Below are 23,188 nucleotides of genomic sequence, written 5' to 3' on the forward strand. Positions count from 1 at the left end.
ATAATAATTTTACTCACAGTTACTCATACTAAGTTAAAAATATTCAACTATTGTATATAATATATCATATATTATATTAAATAATTTAAAGTTAAATTATATGTATAAACCTTCGAATGAGCCTTTAGAAAAATTAAATATATTTAGCTTAAAGGGGATCCAGATGAAGACCTTTCATATTACCTGGTGTATGTTCTTTATCTGTTTTTTTGGATGGTTCGGTTTAGCACCCTTAATGCCCTTCATCCGGGACGATTTACATTTAACGAAACCCCAGATCGGAAACCTGGTGATTATTTCTGTTTCTACAACCATTATCGCGAGATTGATTATCGGGAAGCTTTGTGATAACTGGGGGCCTAGAAAAACAGCGATACGACTGCTTTTGGCAGGCTCTTTACCTGTCATGTCAGTAGGTCTGGCCCATAACTATACAACCTTGCTTTTATTCAGGGGGGCAATTGGCATTATCGGCGCCTCTTTTGTGATCACACAATACCATACTACAATGATGTTTGCACCTAAAATCAAGGGAACTGCCAATGCTTTTACCGGGGGCTGGGGCAATCTCGGAGGAGGGGTCACAAATATGGTGATGCCTTTAATCTTTGCTGCCATCGTTAGCTTTGGGTATACCAAACCGGAAGCCTGGCGCTATGCCATGATTTTTCCCGGCGTACTCATGTGGCTGACGGCCTGGTTGTATGCTAAGTTTACCAAAGATACGCCAGCGGGCAATTTCGGGGAGATTGACTACCAAAAGAAGACAAGGAAGAAGACAGACTGGCGTCTATTAAGGGATTGGCGTATCTGGGCACTGACCCTGGGATATGCGACCTGCTTTGGTGTGGAAATCACTTTTGATAATGTAGCTGCCCTTCACTTTGTAGACAATTTTCACCTATCGCTTAAAACGGCAGGAATATGTGCAGGTATTTTTGGGGGCATGAATTTGTTTGCACGCGCATTGGGAGGATATATATCAGATAAAACAGGAGAAAAATATGGGATGCGCGGCAAAGGCCTGTTCTTAGCCTTCATGCTATTATTGGAAGGCATCGGCTTACTTTTATTTGCAGCTTCCGGCACCTTGTTAATGGCTATGATTTGTATGCTGGTTTTTGCCTTATTTTTAAAAATGGCCAACGGCGCGACCTATGGAATCGTTCCTTTTATTAATAAAGATAATGTAGGTCTTGTCAGTGGAATTGTCGGAGCAGGTGGTAATTTTGGAGGGATGTTATTCGGCTTTCTTTTTAAAAGCGAAAACATTACCTACATACAAGCCTTCAATTGTATAGGCGTGTCCATTATTTGTGTCTCTGTGGTTATTTTGATTTCAAAATTCACCAAACCCCGCCATAAACGGGCTCAGGCAAATAAGATCACTCCAGTATTAGCTTTGGAAAAAGATTAGTGCAGGATGGCAATTAAAGGGACAGCGCGACTGTCAATCCATTTGACGGTGCAGTATTATAAGACCAGTGTCAGGCGAGTCTTGTTCATTTATTTACTTTTGCCTTTCATTTTCATGTCGGACATCTGCATGCCCATCATGTTGGCGCCGGCGCCATATCGTAAAATATATTCGCTGTTGAGTAAATAGGTGCCCCCGGTGACCACTTTTTCGCCTGGCTGCACACCATGCAGCACCGCCACTTCAGTAGCATTGTCACTGCCCAACGCTACCTTTCTGCGCTCAAACTTATTGCCCGGCTGAGCAACCCATATATATCTATTCTTTTCTCCGTATATAACGGAAGACCTCGGCACAAGCACGCCGGGCTGTCCTGGGGATGTCTGTAGATATACATAGGCCAGCATTCCTGGCTGTACCTGCCCCCCAGGGTTATCGATAGCAATATTTAACAGATGTATCCGGGTATTTTTTTGATTGACCGGATTATTAAAGACGATGGAACCGGATAGTAGTTGACCGGGGAAGCCCTCCAATGCTACCTTGATCTCCGGCTGCGAGGCCAGTAGGGGCAATTCGTTGTCATACAACTCTGCTTGTACCCAAAGGGTCTTATTTCCGGTGAGCTCAAGGACAGCGTCACCTTCTTTCAGGTGATCGCCCTGCTGTTTTACTTTTTGCGTCAGATAGCCAGAGACCTTACTGTAAACAGTTATTTTGCCGCTGGGTTCCATTTGCCTTAAACGATCGATTTGCCGAGCGGTTAATCCCCAGCGCCGGAGTTTTTGCCTCATCGCCACCAGCGTGGAGGTAAAATCAACGGAGGCCTCCTTAAAAAGATCCTTTTGCTCAAGCGCTAACCGGTAATCCTTTTCCGCTGACAGCAGATCCGGACTATATAGCTCATAGAGTTTTTGTCCTACTGCCACTTTTTCGCCGGGGTTTCGCACGTACATCTGTTCAATCCAACCACCCACCCAGGCACTCACCACCCGGTGCTGCTCAGGATCAAAAATAGTGGTCCCGGTAAGGACCCGCTGTCCTTTCAGAGATGCCTGTTTTGCAGTATCGATCCGGATACCGGCCAACTGCTGCTCTCTGGGCGGAAGCATCAATTGTGTGGTCATGGAGTCCATGACTTTTCCCTGGCTCTCCTTTTTTTCCATAGGTACCAGTTTCATCTCGCAGATGGGACATTTACCAGGTTTCTCCGACCGGACATCGTGATGCATGGGACAGGTATAAAAGGTTGTTTCCTTTTGTCCGGTTATTGTGTCATCTGCCCTTTGCGGTGCTTCTGCTTTTTCGACAGGCACTAACTTCATATCACAGATAGGACATTTACCAGGCTTCTCCGACCGGACATCCTGGTGCATCGGACAGGTGTAAAATGCAACTTCTTTTTTTTGTATGGCAGTATCTTTACCTCCAGTCGTTTTACTGTTCTTATCAACACCGCGATTATTTTGACATGCCACCATACCTATGGCAAGTATTGCAATAATAATTTTTGTGTACAACATTTTTTACTATTTTATTTTAAGAAATTATTTATTCGATAAAACTATCACTGTCTACCATATAGGCCGCATTCGCTGCAATTTTATCGCCAGCTGCAATGCCCTTAAGAATCTGAATACCTTGACTTGTTTGTATACCGGTCTTTACATTTCTGACATGAAAGACATCCTGGTGCTGTTTATCCTGCACCCAGACCACCGTCCTTTGCCCCAGGCGGTTGATGGCCGAAAGGGGCACAAACACTTGATCTGGTGCACCAGCGCCGGCGACAGCAATCTTTCCCTGAATCAGGGTACCTATTTTCCAGGCGGGAGGCAGATGATCCAAATAGACGCGGATGCTGGCCGTTTTCTCCTGCTGGAGTCGGGCTGGCGGTACAAAATCCACTTGTCCGGTTAACGCATGACCGGGACTAGCCTCCGCATACAGGCGGACGGCATCTCCTCTATGCAGGCGCCAGACATCCGGCGTAAAGACGTCCAGCAGCGCCCACGCCCGGTGGATATTCTGAATAGAAAATATGGTTTGACCTCTATCAACATACATGCCTTCCCCAACACCGAGCGGCTCAGGCTGGGCATCACTTTGTGCAGTCGTTACACGATCGCCCCTACCGACCGCCATATCCATATCGGCTTGTCCCTCAGACATAGCCATCTGCCCACTAGCCGCATTTGTTTTTGTTAAAATACCACTGAACGGACTATAAATAGTCACTTCTGTTAAGGGCTGGCCGCTCTGTATAACCTTTTGTACTTCAGCGACACGCATCCCCAGATTAAGCAGTTGATCCTTAATGCCACTGATAAGCGCCGAATCCCTATCTTTCAGAACCTGTAAAAGATTTCTTTGTATACTGAGTAGTTCGGGACTATAGATATCCATCAGCGGTTGCCCCTTTTTGATAGACTGATTCGAATATTTTACATAGAGCTTTTCAATGCGGCCGGTAACTCTAGAACTTATTGTATTCAGATCACGCTTGTCAAAGTCGATATATCCTTGTGCAGTGATCGTGTCGGCGGCACTTGCCTTTACCGCCTCAACAACTTTGAACGCACCAATTACTGTCTGGGTAACAGGCTCGGTCAGATAACGCAATGAAGAATCTAAAGAGGCAGCGTTCTGACCGGAAGACGTGACCTTGATGAGCTTCATACCGCAAATGGGGCACTTGCCGGGTTTTTCTTTGTGTACCTGCGGATGCATAGAGCAGGTATAATAAGCGTCTGACTTGGCCTTTAACCGGGAATGGTCTGTCCCACAACCGGATAATATCCAAACAAGCCCCCATAAAGGAATCAAATAATACCAGGATAATTTTGTCAATTTCATTTTTATTCATTTAACTGCCAAAGAGGCAATGGTTCATCAATATGCCTGCATCTCTGTTTCCAGCATGACCTGAATGTTCAACAGCGTCTCCAGTTTATCATAATACGTCAGCTTTTTCATGGTCAGCTCATCCCAGGCGGACAGGGTTTCATAAATATCACCCGTATTTTCACTAAACGCATTCAAATTGGACTGAAACACTTTGCCATAGGCCGGTATCACCTGCGACTGAAAGATATTAAGATCCTTTCTTGCGGACTGCAGGCGGAGCCAGTCTTTACGGATATTACCAATCACTTCATGAACTTGACCGTCCTGCATCTTCTGCATGGCATGTATCTGATCATCAATAGAACGGGCCTCAGCTTTATACCCCTTAGAAAACCAGGGCGCAATGGGAATAGATACCATCGCCATCACATTATACATATACATGCTGCTGTTTTTTCCTTCCATCCGAACCGGCATGCGCATATTGTCGAAACTGAGACCAAACGTCGGTTTTCTTTCAGCAGAGACGACCTCTTGTTTTAACCGCATGCTATGGATCTCATCCCCTATATGTTGTATATCACTGCGGTGTTTTTGAATATAGGATGAGTCCACCTGTAGTATGTCAGCGTGCTGCTCCATGACAGCGGTTGCGGTGTCCAGTTGCAAAGAAGCGTCTATAGGTAAATTCATGAGGCTGTTCAGGACAGCAACAGCCTGATCATGCATGCTTTGCAATTTGATCTTCATGGACGTAAGGTCGCTAAGCTTGGCCCTTGCTTTATAAATATTGGCAAGCCTTGCTTTACCGTAGGCCAGACGCCCCTCAGCGATTTGAATCAAGAGCTTTAGCTGCTTTTGCTGTTCCCCGATCACCTTGATTTTCTTCGCGGCTGTATATGTATCATAATAGGCCAACTTTGCCTTCGCAAAAAGCCTGTTTTTCATGGTTTCCCTATCATCTTGATACTGCTGCGCATAGGACCGGTGGACGGCCTGTTCTTTACGTTGCCGACTAAAATTGGGAAACATCTGTTGCAGCCGCAGCATCAGCATTTTGCGGCTCGTACTGCCATTACCATCCATTGTACTGGCAGCAGAATAGGGAAATTCACTCAGGCCTATCCCCGCTGAAGGAGGCGCCCAAGACCTGGCCGCTTCGCCCCTGGCATAACTGGCCTGGGCTTTATAATCAAATTGCTGTAGTCCCGGATTGCGCGCGTCGATACTGTCGAGTATGTCAGATAAACTGAAGATTGCCGGCTGCACTTTTGGGAAAAGTGAATCCGGTTGCGCCTCACTGCATTTCGCGATGATCAACAGCGCTATAAAAAGTAGCGATTTATTGAGTCTATATTTCATGATTTTCCAATTGGTTCATTCTAAAAATAAAAGGGACACCCACCCCACTGCCTTTGGGGATGGCGGGCTCTAATGTCTGACCTCTGTCAATTTAATTTTTCCATATTTTTTTAGTTCCCGCTCTTTGAATATTTCGAAGATGACCGGCATCACCAGTAAAATACTGAGGGCAGAAGTGATCACGCCTCCAATCATAGGAAGTGCAATGGGGCGCATGAGTTCTATGCCCGTGCCCTGGGACCAGAGGACAGGCACCAGCCCAAATAAAGCCACACAGACTGTCATCAGTTTAGGGCGAAGACGCTTTACCGCACCTTCCATAACATAGTGACGTAAAGTCTTTACATCAACGGCTGCCCCGTTTTCTTTAACCATCCGCCGCATAGCTTCCTCCAGATACACCATCATCACGACGCCTGTTTCTACCGCAATGCCAAATAAGGCAATGAATCCAACTGCTACGGCCACAGAAAGATTTTCTCCCCACAAATAGACCATTATGAGTCCGCCCACCAGGGCAAAAGGCACGCTGAGCAGTGTATTCAACGCATTGCGTAAGTCTTTGAAAGTAAAATACAGGATAAAAAAAATGGCCAAAATGGCAATAGGAATGATGAGCTGCAGTGTTTTTTGGGCATGAAGCTGATTTTCCCACTGCCCACTCCACTCGATAAAATAGCCTTTAGGTAAGGTGAGTGTCTTACTTAACCGGTCCATCGCTGCCTTAACTGTACTGCCCAGATCGCGTCCGCGGACATCAAAAAGGACCGTACTGCGCAGCAGGGCATTTTCACTGCTGATCATCGGCGGACCGTCCTTAATAAAGATATCTGCCACATCTGATAAAGGAACGGGGCCGTTTTTTGTCTGGACCAGTGCCCGCCGGATATCATCCAGACTATTGCGCCAGTCCTCAGCCAGCCTGACATTGATGGCAAAACGTTCCCTTCCTTCATACATAGTGCTTACATTCATCCCCCCGAGCGCCGTTTCCACGATTCTGTTAACATCATCGGTGGTAAGTCCGTAGCGGCCGATGGCGTCCTTTTTGACGTGGATGTTCAGGTATTTACCGCCAGTGATCTGTTCAGGATAAAGATCCGTTACTCCCTGAATATCTTTTAGACTACCGGCAATTGTCCGGGCCAGTTGCTGCAGCGTGTCCAGGTTATCTCCAAAGATCTTCACGCCGACATCGGTGCGGATACCAGTAGACAACATGTTAATCCGGTTGATAATGGGCTGCGTCCAGCCGTTGGTGACGCCGGGTATCTTTAGCTTCTCATTCAGTTCACTGATGATATTTTCTTTCGTCATACCCGGGCGCCACTCATTTTTTGGCTTCAGCAATACAATAGTTTCTATCATGGGCACCGGCGCGTTATCGGTGGCAGACCTGATCCGCCCCGCCTTACCCAAAACGTTTTTTACTTCCGGCACCGCCGCGATGATCTTGTCCTGTATCTGCAGCAGCCGTTTCATCTCGGCATTAGACGCGTCAGGAAGGGCTACCGGCATGAAAAGAATGGTTCCCTCATCCAGGGGTGGCATAAATTCACTGCCTAAACGGGTGAACAGCAAAAAAGAAGAAACCAGTAGTAAGAGATTCACTGCCAGTACGGTTTTCTTCCACGCCAGGCACCAGCGCAATACAGGTGCGTAAAGCCGGGTAAAAAAGCCGGAGACGGGGTTTTGGCTTTCGGGACGCATTTTCCCTTTCATCAGTAAAACCATCAGTACAGGCACCAGTGTAATGGCCAGTAATACGGAAGACACCATAACCAGTGTCTTGGTCCAGGCCAGGGGATGAAACAGTTTCCCTTCCTGACCGGTCAGTAAAAAGACCGGTAAAAAGGACACGACAATAATCAGGATCGCACTGACCACAGGTTTACCTACCTGATGAGCTGATTTTTCGATAATGGCGATCCGTTCCGCTTTCGTATATATTTTTGAATTGCTCATTTTTAATGCTTTAAGTGTATAAGGCTTCTTAGTTGCTTTGCTTCACCCAATTTCTTTCTATTCAGTCAGATGCCGGTAGGCATTTTCCACCATAACGATACCGTTGTCTACAATGACGCCGATGGCAATAGCAATGCCACTGAGTGACATAATATTGGAAGAAAAGCCCAGCCAGTGAAAAATGATGAAACTGATCAGAATAGCCACAGGAATACTCAGCATGACCACCAGCGCACTCCTGAAATGAAAAAGAAACACCACAAGGATCACACAGACCAGCACGATCTCTTCGATGATCGTATGTTGGATGCTTTTAACGGCCGATTCAATCAATGTACTGCGATCATAGGCAGTTTGGAAGCTGACGCCGGGAGGAAGGCCTTTTGCTACCTGCTTCATTTTTTTCTTTACGTCTTGTATAACCCTGTCGGCATTTGCACCATACCGCGCCAGTATGACGCCCCCTACAACCTCCCCCATTCCGTTTTGATCGGTAATTCCCAACCGCTGGTCACCGCCTATTTGTACATTCCCGACATCCCTTATCCGGATCGCAGTAGCCCCCTGAGTGGAAACTGCAATATCAGCTATTTCCCTGCCGCTGTTCAGATAGCCCGTCGCCCGGACAATATAATTCGCGTTATTGATATCCAGGACTCTGCCTCCTACGTCATTATTGTTTTTGCGAACGGCGTTAATCACGTCCTTTAGCGTAATATGATAGTAGTCCAGTTTATTGGGATCCAGGGTAATCTGATATTGCTTCTGGAAGCCGCCAAAAGACGCCACTTCGCTTACGCCGGGGACATTTTGCAGCGCAAACTTGATATACCAGTCCTGCAGGGCTCGCAACGCTCCCAGATCATATCCGGGAGCGTGTAGCGTATACCAATACACTTGTCCCACGCCGGACGCATCGGGGCCTAAAGCCGGTGTAACCCCCTGAGGAAGGAACTTCTGGGCATAGTTCAGTCGTTCGAGTACCCGGGTCCGTGCCCAATAGATATCCGTATTATCCTGGAAAACGACAAAGACAAAACTCATCCCGAACATAGAGGTGGCCCGAATATCTTTTACATGGGGTATACCTTGTAAATTGCTTACCAACGGGAAGGTGACCTGATCTTCTATCAGCTGTGGATCCCTGCCCATCCACTGGGTAAAGACAATCACTTCATTGGCAGACAAATCGGGAATGGCGTCAACAGGTGTTTGATTCAGACTATATATCCCGAGTCCTATGAGCCCCAGTGTAATAACGATCACAATGAAGCGGTTGTGGATAGACCACGAAATAATTTTATTGATCATGATGATCATGCTTTTTCATTACTGCCATAACAGCAATAATCCTGATGTAAAAATGAAAAGAAGAAAGTGGCAAATACAAATGCCAAAGCCAGACAAACAAAAGTCTGCCTGGTATCAGGAAAGCTTGAAAATCAAATTAGAAAACTACAGTTCTTTAAGTAAACGGGAATATTGTTTGGTAAGGGTGGTCCGTGAGCCAAAAAGCTACTCTTGGCCTCCCCTACATCAAAGCTCAATGGAGTGGGTTCTGGAAAATCCGGCAATATAGCGATGAAGGAATAGGCGGCCGGAACGGCTATATTTGACGCGTTTTGTTGCGCCCGCTCTATTTTTAACTGTTTATGAACATTCTTGCAACAGTTTTTTCCCATGAAGGACGACTCCATGCCGCAGCTATTATTTCCTGCAGTCGATGTACCTGCATAGCTGAATTCCGCATGGTCCAATACACCGCAGCAATAATGTAAGTTCATCCCCACGCCGCCTATGGCCACGAAATAAACAAAAGATAATATAACTGCGAATACCTTTTTCATGTAAAGTAGAGGATAAAGGTATTCATTTATTTTGATAATGGTCGTATTATTTGTCACCAGAAATCCTTATAGGTATCATAAATCACATTAAAGCCGGATCTGCGATCCGATTTCAAAGACCCGGTCGTTAGGCAGATTAAAGTACCTGGTGGCTCTGACCGAATTTCTTATTAAAAACTCATACAACATTTCCCTTAATGGGTGCATTCCTGTAGTCTTTGTTATGACAACGGATTCTTTTCCAAGAAAATAAGTCGCATGTTCATCTAAAACAAATCCCGGATAATTGATTCGTTTAAGCACCCTGGGTACATCCGGTGCATCCATATAACCAAAACGGATTTTGACCTGTATCATAGCGTCATCTATTCGTTGCACCTCGTAATTATTGATTGCACCTGCATAAGGAATAGTAAGATGCTCAACAGTCAAAAGAACGATATGCGCATGCAGTATTTTATTATGTTGCAGATTAAAAACCAGTGTCGGGGGAATGTTTTTCGGATTACTCGACATATAAATAGCCGTACCGCTTACGATATGCTCGGCTTTGCGCTTATAATACTGAATAAACTTTGGAATAGCGTCTGTCACCTTCTTGAGCTGAATATTCATCATCCTGCGACCTTTATACCAGGTAAGCATAATATAGAATATGGCGCCTGCTACAATCAAAGGAAGCCAGCCACCGAAAGGGATCTTAATAATGTTAGAAAAGAAAAACAGTGAATCAATCGACAAGAAAAAAACAGTAATAACGATTGCTAGAGGTCGTTTCCACTTCCACAGTTTAGTCATGGCTACATATGCCATTATAGTCGTGATCACCATGGTCGTAGAAACGGCAACACCGTATGCGGCAGCCAGATTGCCCGAGGTTCTGAAAAAGACTACGAGGGCAACAATAGCTATAAACAGCATCCAGTTCAGCTGTGGTATATATATCTGGCCTTTTTCAGAGGCGGAGGTATGCACCACCTGAAATCTGGGTAAGAAGCCCAGTTGTATGGCCTGATAGGTTAGGCTGAACGCACCTGAGATCACTGCCTGAGAAGCGATCACTGTTGCCATTGTGGCTAAAACAACGAGCGGGTATAGCATCCACTTGGGGGCAAGATGATAAAAAGGATTTACTGCGAATTGATGATGTTCAACCAATAAAGCTCCTTGACCAAAATAATTGAGCACTAAACACGGAAGTACGACAAAAAACCAGCTGATCCGGATGGGCTTTTTCCCAAAATGACCCATGTCGGCATATAGCGCCTCTCCACCCGTCACTACCAGAAAGACGGCACTTAACACCTTTAGTCCTGCAAGGCCATTTATTCTAAATAAATCAATGGCATATACTGGATTTAGGGCATGAAGAATGGTTGGATGCTTAAAAATTGAATTCAGGCCTAAAATAGCCAGTGTTAAGAACCAGAGTAAAATTATCGGGCCAAAGATCATACCGACACCCGCTGTGCCTCTTTTTTGAAAACAAAAGAGAATGAACAATATAAGTATAGTGGCAGGAATAATATACGGTTTAAAAAGAGGTGTAGCCACTTCCAGGCCTTCCATGGCACTTAAAACAGAAATGGCCGGGGTGATCATGCCGTCGCCATACAGAAGTGCCGCTCCGAAAAGACCGATCACCAGTAAAAAAAGGTAGGTACGCTTTTTTTTGGCGGGCAATACCAACTCCATTAAAGCCACAATCCCTCCCTCTCCTTCATTGTCGGCTCTTAATATCAGAATCAAATACTTAATACTGATTATAACGATAAGCGACCAGAATATCAAAGATAAAACACCATAAATATTCTCATTGCTAACATACATCCCGTGCTCACCGTAAAAACATTCGCGTAAAGCATATAAAGGACTGGTGCCAATATCTCCAAATACGATTCCAAGAGATGCTAAACTTATTTTAAGCAGTCTTTTTCTTATTGTATTACTATCATTATTTATCATACGACAATAAAGCTTGGGTGGAGTTTTTCTTAATAATTTTCGGTAGGGTATATTATATCTTCTTTGTTGGACAGCCTATAATGTCGCCGCTTTATCGGTAGCTGGATATAATATTGAAGCGTTTTTAAGAGGTCCATCGATCTACTGTTGTGCTTTAGCATTAAAAACCTAAAACATTTACCAAAACAAGATTCACCTAATTTTGAACAGCGAAGATACAAAATTCGCTAAAACGTTCATACAGTAATGCTATAGTTTGAACAAGGAAATGATTTCTATGAATCGTTCATATATACGACTATCTGCTTAAACGCACGATATTTCTTATCGTTTAGTTTTCCAGTGTATTTTAATCACACGAAAGCAGATGCTATACATAACGATATTTAAATAGCACTTTTTACTAACATTACTTTTCTGTTATTAAACAGCCGCCCAATTCGACAATGCAAGTAAACTTATGCGTTATCAATAAAAACATTTTAAATGCATTATCAGCGTAACAAGATTGTATCTGTCACGATATTAAACATATATTGACACTTTCCTTTAACGTATTGGCGTCTAGACATACTTATGGAAAACTTACCAATTCCCGATGTCCCAGTTTTGCCGTCTTCTCCTCAGGCCTTATCTTTGAAAACGTCAATGATCTTCTCATCCTTCTCAAAATATATACCTATGCATTATTTAGCGATTACACCTAACGTTCATAACATCGATAGCTATTGGACAAAATTCTTAGACGCTGCCGCCGTATGGGGGCCCAGGATCGCCATGGCATTAATCTCAACTCTACTCATCTATTTAGTCGGATCCTGGCTGATCAGGGTTGTAATGAAGTATGCGAACAAAGTTTTTGAAAGGCGGAAAATGAATATCTCCCTTAAGAAGTTCCTATCGAATATGATTAGATGGACCTTAAATATTTTACTGTTTATTCTGATCATTACCCAGCTCGGCGTCCATACATCCGTCTTTGTTGCTATGATAGGCGCAGCAGGTCTTGCTGTAGGCCTTGCCTTACAAGGCTCTCTGGCTAACTTTGCGGGCAGCGTCATCATCCTGACCCTAAAGCCGTTCAAAGTCGGGGATTATATTGAATCTGCCAATGGTCAGTCTGGGACCGTGAAGGATATCGATATCTTTGCCACTAAACTACTCACCCCTCAGAATCAGCTGGTTATAGTACCCAATGGCGCCCTTTCCAATGCCAGCATTATTAACTATACACAGATGGGAAGCAGACGTACCTGGTTTGACATTGGGGTGTCATATACTGCCAATCTTAAAAAGGCCAAACAAATTTTAATGGATGTTGTTGCAGAAAACCGACATGCTTCCAAAGAACCTGCACCACAAATAGTCGTAACTGCGCTCGGAGACAGCGCCGTCAATCTTTCGGTACGTGTATCGGCAGACAACGCGATTTTTTGGGACATGCGCGAACAATTGATTATTGACTGTAAAGCAGCTCTGGACAATGCAGGAATTGAAATCCCCTTTCCACAGCGTGATATTCATATTATCAATCAGTAAAGTCCAATAGGCAGCGGTAACGGTATTTCACATATCCTCAGGCATCCCTAAAAGACATAGAAATTTTATTCAAGGTGCCGTCAGTGTATAAGTCAACGTGGTGCTATAGGTACCTACCGGCTTATTAATGAAGCTAGCATTACGTGGTTGGGTAAAATATCTGAGGTCGAAGTTTTGAGACAGAGTCGGAATGGAAGATGTAATAATATTTTGCGCGGTCAAAGAAAGCGTTTGAGTCAGAGCATCCACTCCTGTACTAAGTGGATTGGAAGTAGGGGTAAGTCCAATGCTACTGATATCGATAAAATTTAAACCGGACTTGAGGTTAGTGGCCGACTGAACAGCCACATTATAAGAACGATTTGAGAAGATATTTAAGGCAGATCCTTGTATAAGCTGCACGCCATTTTTGTAATTGGCAGCAGTTGTAAAATTAAGCGATGCAGTATTGGCACCATTTTGAAGTGTGATAGTCGATATATCAACAAGATTAACCGACAAAGGAGCAATGGTAAAAGGAAAACTCGATGATCCAATATATAGCGCACAATTCAGCCCGGTTGTATAGGAACCGCCCGGTTTTAATAGATTTACGCCCCCTTGGACGGAATATTTTAGACTAATTGTTAACTTAGCTCCTAATGACAGCAAGGCAGTGGTATTTGTCATGAGTTCCTGGTTCCCGTTTGTCAGATGAATAACAGGAAAAGTGCCAGAGACTGGTGAATTTCCTATTTTAACAGAAGCAACCTGTACTGTCACATTATTAAGAGGGATAGTGTTTGATCCATTGGTCAATGCATTTGAATTAGCGCTGATCACTAAGCGGATATTGGCCAGTAATGCGAGCGCCAAGGTTCGAGTAATCTGGTTTGAATAGGTAGCGGAAGTTCCGTTAGTATATAGTGCTTTGGAATTAATATTAAAGCTCACTGAAGTAGGGTTAACGGTAACCTGTCCAAGACCTGGCCCAGCGACTATTGTAAGCAAAAAAGTCATATAGAGAAATAATACATCGCATTTCATTTTCAAATCTTTACCAGGAATCAATAGTCAGATAAATGTTAATCTTGTTTAAATTCTAATTCAGCTATTTTTAATTCATAGTCTTCGCCATAATCTATTAACGCAGTTGCGCTGTAATTACCTTTCTTTAGCCCTGCGGGAAGTACCTGAACCACTTTAAAAACAGCTCCGGGCAATGTATAGAATTTATCTTCAGGCAAAGTTATTTTTTCACCGGTTTGTAAGTTGTTCAATTCAAAGTTAACCTTTCCGTCTGTTTCGACGACGCCGTTATTAACCAGCGTTAACAGTAATGCACTTTCTTTTGTTGAATCCTTATGAACCAGGAGCGTATCATTGAAACCCGCTATTTCTACTTCTTTCTTGCTGACGCCTGGTGGTGTATAAAATATCTGTACACCTAATTTGACATTCAACAAAATATTCAGCCCATTTTTTTGCCGCGCAGCTTTCATTGGATTGAGTTGAGTAAAAAAAAGCATTGCGTTCAGACTTTTAGTAACAGCACTGTCTGCAGCTTTTAACATTACGGAGACTTTTTTCTTTTCCAAAGGTTGGAGTACAAAATTGGCATTTGGTAATATTTTCAGCCATTGCGAACAGGAACTTTTTAATGATCCGACTGGATAATAATGAATCACTCCCATACTGTCACGTTTCCAATCTGAAAGACTGACACCTACCTGTACCTGCTCCTCTCCTGAATTTGAAACAATAACATCCAGGCTTTGCATTCCGCCTCTGGAAGCGCTAAACTCTAATTTCATCGGGGAAGCTGACAACCCGATTTGGCTTACCGCTTTAAAACCAACAGCTAACAGCAAGACGATTAAAATGTATTGTTTTATCATATAAACGACCCTATGGATTGGTAAGGGTATAGGTCAGGGTTGTTGTATAAGTCCCTGTTGGCTTATTAATAAAATCCGCCGTCGGAGCCGCTTCGGTCGAATAGTTGAGATTAAAATCCTGAGATGCAGTCCCAGCAGTCGAAACTATAATGTTTGCTGCAGAAGCGGTTCCGACCGGAATTGCAACGCCCGTCAGAGTAATATCCGTATTGGCACTCGCCAGACTAGGGGTAACGGTCACATCGCCGACCGGTATAGTATTGGTTCCATTCGTCAATTCACCGGAAGCATACACTGTTACACTGTAAGGTTGATTACTGATCGTTGTCAGGGCTGCAGCTTGATCTAAGGAGACCCCATTCGTGTAATCGGCCGGCGCGGCATAGGTTAACGTTGCTACATTATTGGCCCCGTTAATTACTATGGACGCCGCATTTTGCAGTACAACATTCAATGTAACATTTGCTGTAGACTGCGCCTGCGTGCTAAAAAACGAAAAACAGGTAAAAATCAAAGCTGGTAGGATAGCTCTTTGCATTGCGTTTTTCATGGGAATATGTTTATAGGTTAACACTATGGCTAAGTTACACAAAATCCGGCAATAAGCCAATTTTTTTTATATTTGTAGTATACTGTACAAAAGGATTTCGCCAGATGTCTCATTCCTTAAACAGTCTCGACCATGAAGCACCTGCCCGTCAAAATATATTCCACATGTTGGCGCAGTATATTTATTATAACTGGGTTGTTGTCGACACTATTTGTCAGGGCGCAGGACAACATCGACTTTCTAACTGATACTGCCGTAATAAAACCAGGCAGTACCATACAGTTAAGAGCCAGATTGACCAATTTATCACACAAAAGCAAGAATTATAATATCCAAATCAATACAGGCGATCTGAAATTAATCAATTCTATTCCCGAGCAATACATCCTTGCCGCTCACGACAGTCTGTTTATCCCATTAATCTTGTTCGCTGGACGAAAGACAAGCGCGACTAAACCACACCTAGTCACACTGAAATCTATATCAGACAGTGGAGAAGTTTTAACAAGTAATTGTTGGGTGAAACTTCCAGCCGAGAAAAAGGTCTATTTAACCGTTTCACAGCCTGACATCTATTTAAAACCTGGCGAAGACTCCGTAAACATCCAGATTCAGGTGCGTAATTCGGGTAATTCAGACCAGAAATTTTCCATCGAAATGCATGGCCAACCAAACAACCTGCACTTAATAAAAAAAGATCTGGAGCTTTCTGCATTTACCGATACAGTCCTATCGGTAAGGACTGGTTTGCCGACGTTTTATATGCAACACGCCGTCGGGCATTTTTTGGTTACTGGAAACTATATAGATGGCAATGTGTTTTCTACGATTCAGGTAAATATATTTAACTCAGGTAGTAGCAGGAATTATCGACAAGATCTTCCGGATAAATCTGGTTATAATAACACAGTAGGCTTTTTTACCAGATATCTGGGAACTGATATGCAATATTATGAATTAATTGGCAATGGTAAATTTAAAACTGGCAACGATGACGTCCAGTATGAGCTGAATGCGCTATATTATCCTTCTAACTACCGTTCATCTTTTATGCTTATGAATTCACATATAAATTATACTACTGACAAATGGAATATACGGGCGGGAAATATTTACAGGGATGATGAAATGCTTTTAAATGGGCGGGGAGGATCCGTTCAGCTCAAACCCTCCCCTTCTTCATCCATTAGGGTTGGTTATCTTAATAACAATTATAACCTATTAGGCTCTTTTAATGACAATTATTTTAACAGCGGTCATACAGTCTATGGAGATTATTCCAGGAAATTACAAAATAATACCCAAATTAAAGGTCTTTTTATTCAACAATGGGACCCTGCTTACAAAGGAAACAATACTTTAAGCGGTGGCACTATCAAATTTGGCATTTCCGACCGTCATTATTTGAAACTAGGAGCCTATGTCAGTTATCATGTAAAAGGATTAAAACCTGTCGCCGAGCCTTCCAGTAATTGGGGACAGGCCGCATTGGTATCTTATTCCGGTGCGATTGGAAAATGGCAGCTACAGTCTTCCAATTATTTCAGTAGCCCATCTTATGCAGGTTATAGGAAGGGTGCTGTAAACCTTCTGGAGAGAATTGCGTTAACAACGGACAATAGATTGAATTTTTGGGCTCAATTTAGTGAAATTAATAATCACACCGACCGTATCTATAATTACTTTGGCTATTTCAACCCGTCTTACGAAAACAAAGTTGCCGAGATGGGTATGAACGTTAATCTTAAAGACAACCTTTCTTTGATTCTTCGCCCCTATTACAGTTATGAAAGGTCGGAAAACGGATACATCAAAGAACAATACAGTTATTCCATTCGTGGCGCGCATTTAGATGTTGGAATGAATTACAATATTTCCAATCATGAAAATCTGTACCTTAAAATAGATGGCGGTCGATCAGCAGCTAATCTTAATGTATATGATCATTATTTTTCCTTTAAGTTGGATGCGAGATATAGTCTAGGCCCCTTTTCTATTAATACGATCTATCAAAACAGTCCATATTATTCAAGCGAGCTATTCTACTATAATTATACTCAGAAGAAATATGGTCTGTTTGCAATCTCTCCTGCCTTTAACGGCAATTTATTCCAAGATAAAGTATCGATAAACGCATATAATTCAATTGAATATCAGCGAAGTTATGGGCATTGGTCTGATAATTTTAATGTAAATATGACTTGGCATATGAGGCACAATTTTAATCTTGTTCTGAATTTTAACAGACTCCAGTATTTTACGTTCGATAGACATCTCAATGCGTTCGACATAGGAATTACCAAAAACTTTACGACAAAAGGCAAGGGAAAGTACTATAAATTGACCATGAATTTTTTTGAAGACAAAGATGGTAATTATATACGCGGTGAAGAAGAAAAGCCGGTTGTTAATCAGCTGATCAAAGTCGGTAATGAAGTTTTTCGAACCGACAAAAATGGAACTATTAAATACAAAGGTATCCCCCCTGGAAAATATGAAGTATCCGTACTGCAGTTTAATGGGATGACAGCTGGGGATACATCTATAAGGGTACACAGTAATAAGGATGTAGACATCCCGATGCACCAAATTGGCATAATAAGTGGCAATATTAAACTTAACCTGGGGAAATACAGCTTTAACACGGATAAATCGGTTGCCGGCATTCATATTATTGCCATTGACAAAGCGGGAAAACGGTTTGAGACGGTAACCGATTTGGATGGGTCGTTTATACTGTACCTTCCGTTAAACGATTATGACATACAGGTTGATGTGACTACTTTACCCGAAAAATACATTTGTAAAGAACCTGTAAGATCTGTTCATCTTTCCAACGGACAGAACAAAAGGTTAACTTTTAATATTTGGGTGGAAGAACGACAAATCAAAATCAAAAAATTCATATCTTCTTCAATACAATAGGCTATAATAGCTTAATAAAACGGTCAGATGGCAACTCGCCCCATAATGCCCACTAGTTTTGGCTGAGTTTGGAGACGCGGTCAATCTTTTATTGCGCTTCGGCAGAGAGTGAGACTTTGTTGGAAATGTGTGGCAATTGATAATTGACTGTAATGCAGCTATTGAAAAATCATCACTCATTTCACGTATAATTACCGTTTACAACATTATTCCAACTTGCTTTTCAAAATAGCATCGAGCCCGACTTTCTGATAGGCGTCAAGAGAAGCCACAATCTTCCCCTCCTTATCAACAATGATTAAATAAGGGATATTGAAAATGTGCAACATATGCTTTATGCCTTTTCCATCCTCAAACCCGTCTTTGGCAATTACCTGTGTCCATGGCATCCTCTCATTGTTAACAGCCGATTTCCAGCGATTTAAATCATCATCAACAGAGACACTCACGAAACTGACACCTTTACCGTTATATTTCTCATATATAGATTGAAGCTTAGGAATAAACTTCCTGCATGGCGCACACCAGCTGGCCCAGAAATCAATAACGGCCAATTTCGCCGGCAAATCAGAAAGGGAGAAGGGCGATCCATCCAGGTTATAAGTGATAAGCTCCGGAAACACCGTTCCTACTCCGGTTGCCCGATAAGCCCCGATCCGGCGTTTAAGCTGTTGGCCGTACCAGCTATTTTTCGCATATGTTCCTAAAATCTTAAAATCTTCAATGGCCTTGGTCCGGGTATCTGTAGATCTGATCCAGGTCAGATAAGCGGCAACAATCGTATTGGCATTTTCTCTGATATAATTATCCATTGGCCTGCCCCCGGTTAAATAAGATTGCCATGCATGGTTGGCGACCCCTCCTTTAAGTGAAGCTCCTGACAATTTTTGAAAATTACCGGTAATTGTGTAGCAAGTGTTTTCTAAAAATACACGAATTTTTCGGGTACTGATCTTCAGGTCTACCAGCACGGGGAAGGCCAGCTGGCCGGTAAATTCAAAGGCGCCGTCTTTGATGGATGCCTTTGGCAATCCTATAATGGATGCCGCCTGCTCTGGCGTGACGCCATACACCTGGGTTATCGCCACTGTACCGTTTAATACACCAGTGATACTTCCCTTTATCCTAAAGCCCGGTTCAGCCAGTGCGAGCACAGGCATCATCAGCCATAACAAAAGTATTTTTTTTATCAACATAATAAAGAAATGTGTCAAACAGTCATTTTAAGGATAAGGGCCATGTCAGCCGTTGCTACATAGCCCTTGCATTCCATACTCAGGCTTCATTTTAGAATATGTCCATATTTCAATTCAGTATTTCAGCGAGTTTTTTATCCAGCGCCTCACCAAAAAGATTCATGGCAATAATATTACCCTCGGTGTCAATTAAAACATTGGCCGGAATCGCAGAAATGCCGTAAACTGTTGATGCAGGGTCGCCCCATCCTTTGAGATTCGACACGTTTATCCATGGCAGTCCTTCTTTTTTAATGGCTTTGACCCAGCCTTCTTTTTTAGTATCCAGAGAAACACCCAGAATTTCAAAGTTCTTCCCTTTCACTTTATTATAAGAGCTGATCAGAGACGGGATCATGTCTCTGCAAGGTGCGCACCAGCTAGCCCAAAAATCAATCAATACATATTTTCCTTTGAAATCAGCCAGTGAGATCTTTCTATCATTCACATCCAATGCTTCAATTACAGGGGCTTTTGTTCCGATTTTAGGACGCCCCGCAATATTACCGCCAGACGTAGAGTCAAAACCGATCGTCATGGGTGAGGGATCGATCACACCGGGTTGTTTCCAGCGCCTTACAATACGCGACTGACGTGCATGCTCGCTGAGCTGGTCATATAATGAATCCATCATTTTCTGCGTAGCGTTGAGATAACAGGTGATCAGGTATCCACATACCCTTGAGTCAGGATGGTGTTCCACCCATTTTCTATATCCGGTTTTCATCCGGGCATCGATCACGTCACCTTGTTTACCATATTTATCCATCGCCTCCTCATCGCCCACAGCAACCGCCTCATTATACTTCACCCTCAAAGCTTCGTATTCGACGACATCTCCTTTAAAGGGAGAAATCATGGCAAACACTTCCTGCCAGTCTTTCGCCCAGGAGGAACCTGTAAAACGGGCGTCCCGGAAATCCTTTCCTTCGATGTGCAGTTTACCACTGTCCAGGTAGGCAATGGTTGTCAATCCTTGCTTTACGTTATAATCCTGATCCTTATTCGTGCCGATCTGTAGCGCATAGATACTGCCGCCCTTGGCCATGGGTATGGCGAAAGTAAACTGGTGATTCTTAACGTGAGTGGTATCCCACTCGCCAGTATAAGGCTCCAGCAAAGTCACCACCGAATCATTGGGTGCTTGTCTCAATGTACACGTGATAAAAGTCTGGTTGGCTGCGCCAGATCCGCTTAGACGGCCATCTCCCTGTTGCCCGATTGCCTGCAAACCGGCCAGGCATCCCATGAAAAGCAAAAGTTTTCTTGTCATAATTTAAATATTGGGTACGTTAAAAATTTATTTTATTTTATAATGGATCATATCTGTCAATACATTTACAGTTTCGTTCAAGTAGACATCTTTACTTAATTTCTCCAGCCAGTCTTCATATTCCTTTTTTTCATGAGGGTCCTCATTCAGCAGTGAGGGCCGCACGCTTCTCAACCTGGCAGCAATAACATCGAGACGGTCTTTTGCCGGAAGCATTCTTTGTTCCTGCAGCTTCTTTGATAACTGTTCCCTTCGGGTATAATCTTTGTAAAAGGGAGCAATCTGCAGGGGAACAGCGACCCCACCCAGAGATTGAACTTGCTTCATTTCGCGGCCCATTATGGCGAACACGCGGTCTTCCGCCAACCGCTTTTGTGCATCAGACACGACCCTTGCATAGTCGAATGTCCATTTCAACCGTTTAAAAGGTGCCACATGGATGGTATCCGGCCGCAGGGCTGAAACATAATTTTTTTCCCTCAGGGAATTTTCATACATCTTTTCCTGCAGCACGATATCAGGCCTTACACCAGCCAGCTGCGTGGAGATGCCCGTCACGCGGTAGAATTTTTGTTCTGTGAGCCTCAGAGAGCCATAGGAAGTATCAGCAATTCCTTTTGAGGCATCGCCTAATTTCCCCATATTACGTGTGGACTGCGCGGACCCTTTACCAAAAGTAGAGGACGAGCCGATGATGATGGCCCGGTGATAATCCTGCATGGCCGCTGCAAATATCTCTGAGGCAGAAGCCGTATTTTCATTCACCAACACCGTCAGTGGACCACCATAAAAAAGATTTCCGCTGGGAGGAAACCCGTATTCCTTGACGCCTTCATGAGACCTGAGCCAGGTCACAGTACCTCCTGGAAGGAAAATTGAACACATTTTAACGACTTCATCAAGCGAACCGCCGCCATCATCTCGAAGATCCATGATGATACCATCGACTTCATTTTCTTTAAGTTTTACCACTTCTCTGGCAATATCGTTGGATGCCCCCAGTAAATTCTGGCCTCTCGGATCTGTATAGAACATAGGCAGATAGATGTAGCCCAGTTTTTTATCCCCTTTTAGGATGATAGCGCTTTTAGCCCTGTTTTCTTTATCCAGCACCTCTTTTCTGGCAATAGTCACCATTCTGGACCGCTGACCTGGCTGTTCCAGTTCCAATGTCACTGAACTGCCCGCTTCTCCCCTGATCAGGTTGGCCACCTGGGTAATCATCATACCCGTCACCTGTTGCATTTTACCTTCGGCATTTAAAATGGCCAGGATCTGGTCATTTTCTTTTACTTTCCCGCTTTGGAAAGCAGCGCCTCCCCGCATCATGCGTTTCACAAAAAACGAAGCGTCCTTCAGGCCAAGTTCAATCCCTATACCATAATACTGTTTGGTGATCGCCTCTTTCATGAGCCTGTCCGTTGGCGCAATATATGTGGTGTGTGGGTCAATCTCTCCCACGGCCGCGGACATAAAATCCGCAAAACGATGCTCCCTGGCAGGCCCGGCCAGCGAATTTCTGAAATAATCCCTATACCGCTCCCGAATATATTTATAGGACTGTTGCTCCATGGCCGTATCTTTCAGAACCACCGGCAGCGACGTATTACCAATAAGGGTATCCAAGTCAAAATAACGCTTTAGTATGGCGTATTTCAGTTTTTTTCTCCACAGTAATTCCCTTGCTGCCCTATTTTTGGGATAAGACAGCTGGTTGCCGGAGAGCCGGATGGAATCATTTATACTGAAGTCAAATTTGTTCTTTAACAGCCGCCTGGACAGGGCGGAAACCTCTGTCAGACGTTTGTTATAGCAGTTATAGATCGTATCAAACATCCAGGATTTTCCTTGGTTTAAGGCGGTGCCAATCTGATCAGTAAATACAGCAAACCGGTCTATATCGCCGGCGAGAAAAATATTTTTGTCCGGATCCACTAGCTTAAGAAAGGTCTCCAGTACCAGCTGGCTATACACACTGTCCATCAGCCTCGGATGATAATGGTATTTTCTGATCTTCTGGAAGGTGGCACTGACAACCGCATCATGATAGCGGGTGCCCGGTGTCAGGTCCGTTTTTTGGGCAGCCAGGATACCTATACTGCCGGTAAAAAGAATAATAAAGAAGAAGCTTAGATACTTTTTCATGTAACTTTATTTCATGGATATTTCAGACGGGCAACTATTGTTCAATCAGTAATGATCAATAAGTGAAAACCTCAGCATTCACCTTGTCTGGACTGCGATAATCATTCCGTCTCACATAAGGCAAACAAATAATCAGAAAGGGTGAAAGCAGCGCTTTTTTTTTCTTTCTTTCAGCATTTATCCATTCTGCCAGAAACGGCACGGCTCCGGAAAATCAAATTCCCAGAGCCATATGTAACTG

14 protein-coding genes and 1 pseudogene are annotated in these 23,188 nt (G+C 43.5%); 3 read left to right on the top strand and 12 right to left on the bottom strand.

Annotation, left to right across the window (positions count from 1 at the left end; all coding sequences use genetic code 11):
* Positions 1 to 100: 100 nt before the first annotated feature.
* Positions 101 to 1,417 (top strand): MFS transporter, encoded by a 1,317-nt coding sequence (locus K9M52_RS18550; protein WP_224069935.1) that lies wholly within the window; start codon positions 101 to 103, stop codon positions 1,415 to 1,417.
* A gap of 89 nt (positions 1,418 to 1,506) precedes the next feature.
* On the opposite strand, the gene K9M52_RS18555 is transcribed toward K9M52_RS18550, so the two are convergent.
* The 6 genes and pseudogenes from K9M52_RS18555 to K9M52_RS18580 form a co-directional block, all read right to left on the bottom strand.
* Positions 1,507 to 2,940, bottom strand: coding sequence for an efflux RND transporter periplasmic adaptor subunit (locus K9M52_RS18555; RefSeq protein ID WP_224069936.1), 1,434 nt, complete (start codon positions 2,938 to 2,940; stop codon positions 1,507 to 1,509).
* Positions 2,941 to 2,968: 28 nt separating this feature from the next.
* Positions 2,969 to 4,273, bottom strand: coding sequence for an efflux RND transporter periplasmic adaptor subunit (locus K9M52_RS18560; protein ID WP_224069937.1), 1,305 nt, complete (start codon positions 4,271 to 4,273; stop codon positions 2,969 to 2,971).
* Positions 4,274 to 4,309: 36 nt separating this feature from the next.
* Positions 4,310 to 5,626, bottom strand: coding sequence for a TolC family protein (locus K9M52_RS18565; protein WP_224069938.1), 1,317 nt, complete (start codon positions 5,624 to 5,626; stop codon positions 4,310 to 4,312).
* A 69-nt stretch (positions 5,627 to 5,695) separates the two neighbouring features.
* Positions 5,696 to 8,911 (bottom strand): annotated as a pseudogene (locus K9M52_RS18570) (efflux RND transporter permease subunit).
* Between the two features lie 122 nt (positions 8,912 to 9,033).
* Positions 9,034 to 9,438, bottom strand: coding sequence for an HYC_CC_PP family protein (locus K9M52_RS18575; protein WP_224069939.1), 405 nt, complete (start codon positions 9,436 to 9,438; stop codon positions 9,034 to 9,036).
* 87 nt (positions 9,439 to 9,525) lie between these two features.
* A complete protein-coding gene (locus K9M52_RS18580) occupies positions 9,526 to 11,403 on the bottom strand; it encodes a potassium transporter Kup (protein WP_224069940.1) in 1,878 nt (625 codons plus the stop codon).
* Between the two features lie 681 nt (positions 11,404 to 12,084).
* Here K9M52_RS18580 and K9M52_RS18585 point away from each other — a divergent pair.
* On the top strand, positions 12,085 to 12,942 hold the full coding sequence (locus tag K9M52_RS18585) for a mechanosensitive ion channel family protein (protein ID WP_224069941.1): 858 nt from the start codon (positions 12,085 to 12,087) through the stop codon (positions 12,940 to 12,942).
* A 69-nt stretch (positions 12,943 to 13,011) separates the two neighbouring features.
* Here the strand turns inward: K9M52_RS18585 and K9M52_RS18590 are convergent, their stop codons facing one another.
* The 3 genes from K9M52_RS18590 to K9M52_RS18600 are packed head-to-tail and all read right to left on the bottom strand — an operon-like array spanning position 13,012 to position 15,369.
* Positions 13,012 to 13,968 carry a hypothetical protein gene (locus tag K9M52_RS18590; protein ID WP_224069942.1) on the bottom strand — a complete coding sequence of 319 codons (957 nt, stop codon included), beginning with the start codon at positions 13,966 to 13,968 and terminating at the stop codon, positions 13,012 to 13,014.
* Positions 13,969 to 14,006: 38 nt separating this feature from the next.
* A complete protein-coding gene (locus K9M52_RS18595; protein ID WP_224069943.1) occupies positions 14,007 to 14,819 on the bottom strand; it encodes a fimbrial biogenesis chaperone in 813 nt (270 codons plus the stop codon).
* Positions 14,820 to 14,829: 10 nt separating this feature from the next.
* Positions 14,830 to 15,369, bottom strand: coding sequence for a hypothetical protein (locus K9M52_RS18600; protein WP_224069944.1), 540 nt, complete (start codon positions 15,367 to 15,369; stop codon positions 14,830 to 14,832).
* 198 nt (positions 15,370 to 15,567) lie between these two features.
* On the opposite strand from K9M52_RS18600, the gene K9M52_RS18605 reads away from it, so the two are divergent.
* Positions 15,568 to 18,294, top strand: a complete 2,727-nt coding sequence (locus K9M52_RS18605; RefSeq protein WP_224069945.1) for a hypothetical protein — start codon at positions 15,568 to 15,570, stop codon at positions 18,292 to 18,294.
* Between the two features lie 206 nt (positions 18,295 to 18,500).
* On the opposite strand, the gene K9M52_RS18610 is transcribed toward K9M52_RS18605, so the two are convergent.
* From K9M52_RS18610 to K9M52_RS18620, 3 genes are all read right to left on the bottom strand, one after another.
* Positions 18,501 to 19,490: a TlpA disulfide reductase family protein gene (locus K9M52_RS18610; protein WP_224069946.1), complete on the bottom strand. Its 990-nt coding sequence runs from the start codon at positions 19,488 to 19,490 to the stop codon at positions 18,501 to 18,503.
* A gap of 109 nt (positions 19,491 to 19,599) precedes the next feature.
* Entirely contained in the window at positions 19,600 to 20,802 is a 1,203-nt protein-coding gene (locus tag K9M52_RS18615) for a TlpA family protein disulfide reductase (protein WP_224069947.1), read from the bottom strand.
* A gap of 27 nt (positions 20,803 to 20,829) precedes the next feature.
* The gene (locus tag K9M52_RS18620) at positions 20,830 to 22,947 is read right to left on the bottom strand and encodes a carboxy terminal-processing peptidase (protein WP_224069948.1); all 2,118 of its coding nucleotides are present in this window, start codon (positions 22,945 to 22,947) and stop codon (positions 20,830 to 20,832) included.
* Between the last annotated feature and the right edge of the window lie 241 nt (positions 22,948 to 23,188).

The organism is Arachidicoccus terrestris (genome assembly GCF_020042345.1).
In the GTDB taxonomy this organism is placed as follows: domain Bacteria; phylum Bacteroidota; class Bacteroidia; order Chitinophagales; family Chitinophagaceae; genus Arachidicoccus; species Arachidicoccus terrestris.

What these genes read in the sequence shown, in the direction of transcription:
- K9M52_RS18550 (WP_224069935.1), top strand. Translation starts at nt 101, where the DNA reads ATGTATAAACCTTCGAATGAGCCTTTAGAAAAATTAAATATATTTAGC.
- K9M52_RS18555 (WP_224069936.1), bottom strand. Translation starts at nt 2,940, where the DNA reads ATGTTGTACACAAAAATTATTATTGCAATACTTGCCATAGGTATGGTG.
- K9M52_RS18560 (WP_224069937.1), bottom strand. Translation starts at nt 4,273, where the DNA reads ATGAAATTGACAAAATTATCCTGGTATTATTTGATTCCTTTATGGGGG.
- K9M52_RS18565 (WP_224069938.1), bottom strand. Translation starts at nt 5,626, where the DNA reads ATGAAATATAGACTCAATAAATCGCTACTTTTTATAGCGCTGTTGATC.
- K9M52_RS18575 (WP_224069939.1), bottom strand. Translation starts at nt 9,438, where the DNA reads ATGAAAAAGGTATTCGCAGTTATATTATCTTTTGTTTATTTCGTGGCC.
- K9M52_RS18580 (WP_224069940.1), bottom strand. Translation starts at nt 11,403, where the DNA reads ATGATAAATAATGATAGTAATACAATAAGAAAAAGACTGCTTAAAATA.
- K9M52_RS18585 (WP_224069941.1), top strand. Translation starts at nt 12,085, where the DNA reads ATGCATTATTTAGCGATTACACCTAACGTTCATAACATCGATAGCTAT.
- K9M52_RS18590 (WP_224069942.1), bottom strand. Translation starts at nt 13,968, where the DNA reads ATGAAATGCGATGTATTATTTCTCTATATGACTTTTTTGCTTACAATA.
- K9M52_RS18595 (WP_224069943.1), bottom strand. Translation starts at nt 14,819, where the DNA reads ATGATAAAACAATACATTTTAATCGTCTTGCTGTTAGCTGTTGGTTTT.
- K9M52_RS18600 (WP_224069944.1), bottom strand. Translation starts at nt 15,369, where the DNA reads ATGAAAAACGCAATGCAAAGAGCTATCCTACCAGCTTTGATTTTTACC.
- K9M52_RS18610 (WP_224069946.1), bottom strand. Translation starts at nt 19,490, where the DNA reads ATGTTGATAAAAAAAATACTTTTGTTATGGCTGATGATGCCTGTGCTC.
- K9M52_RS18615 (WP_224069947.1), bottom strand. Translation starts at nt 20,802, where the DNA reads ATGACAAGAAAACTTTTGCTTTTCATGGGATGCCTGGCCGGTTTGCAG.
- K9M52_RS18620 (WP_224069948.1), bottom strand. Translation starts at nt 22,947, where the DNA reads ATGAAAAAGTATCTAAGCTTCTTCTTTATTATTCTTTTTACCGGCAGT.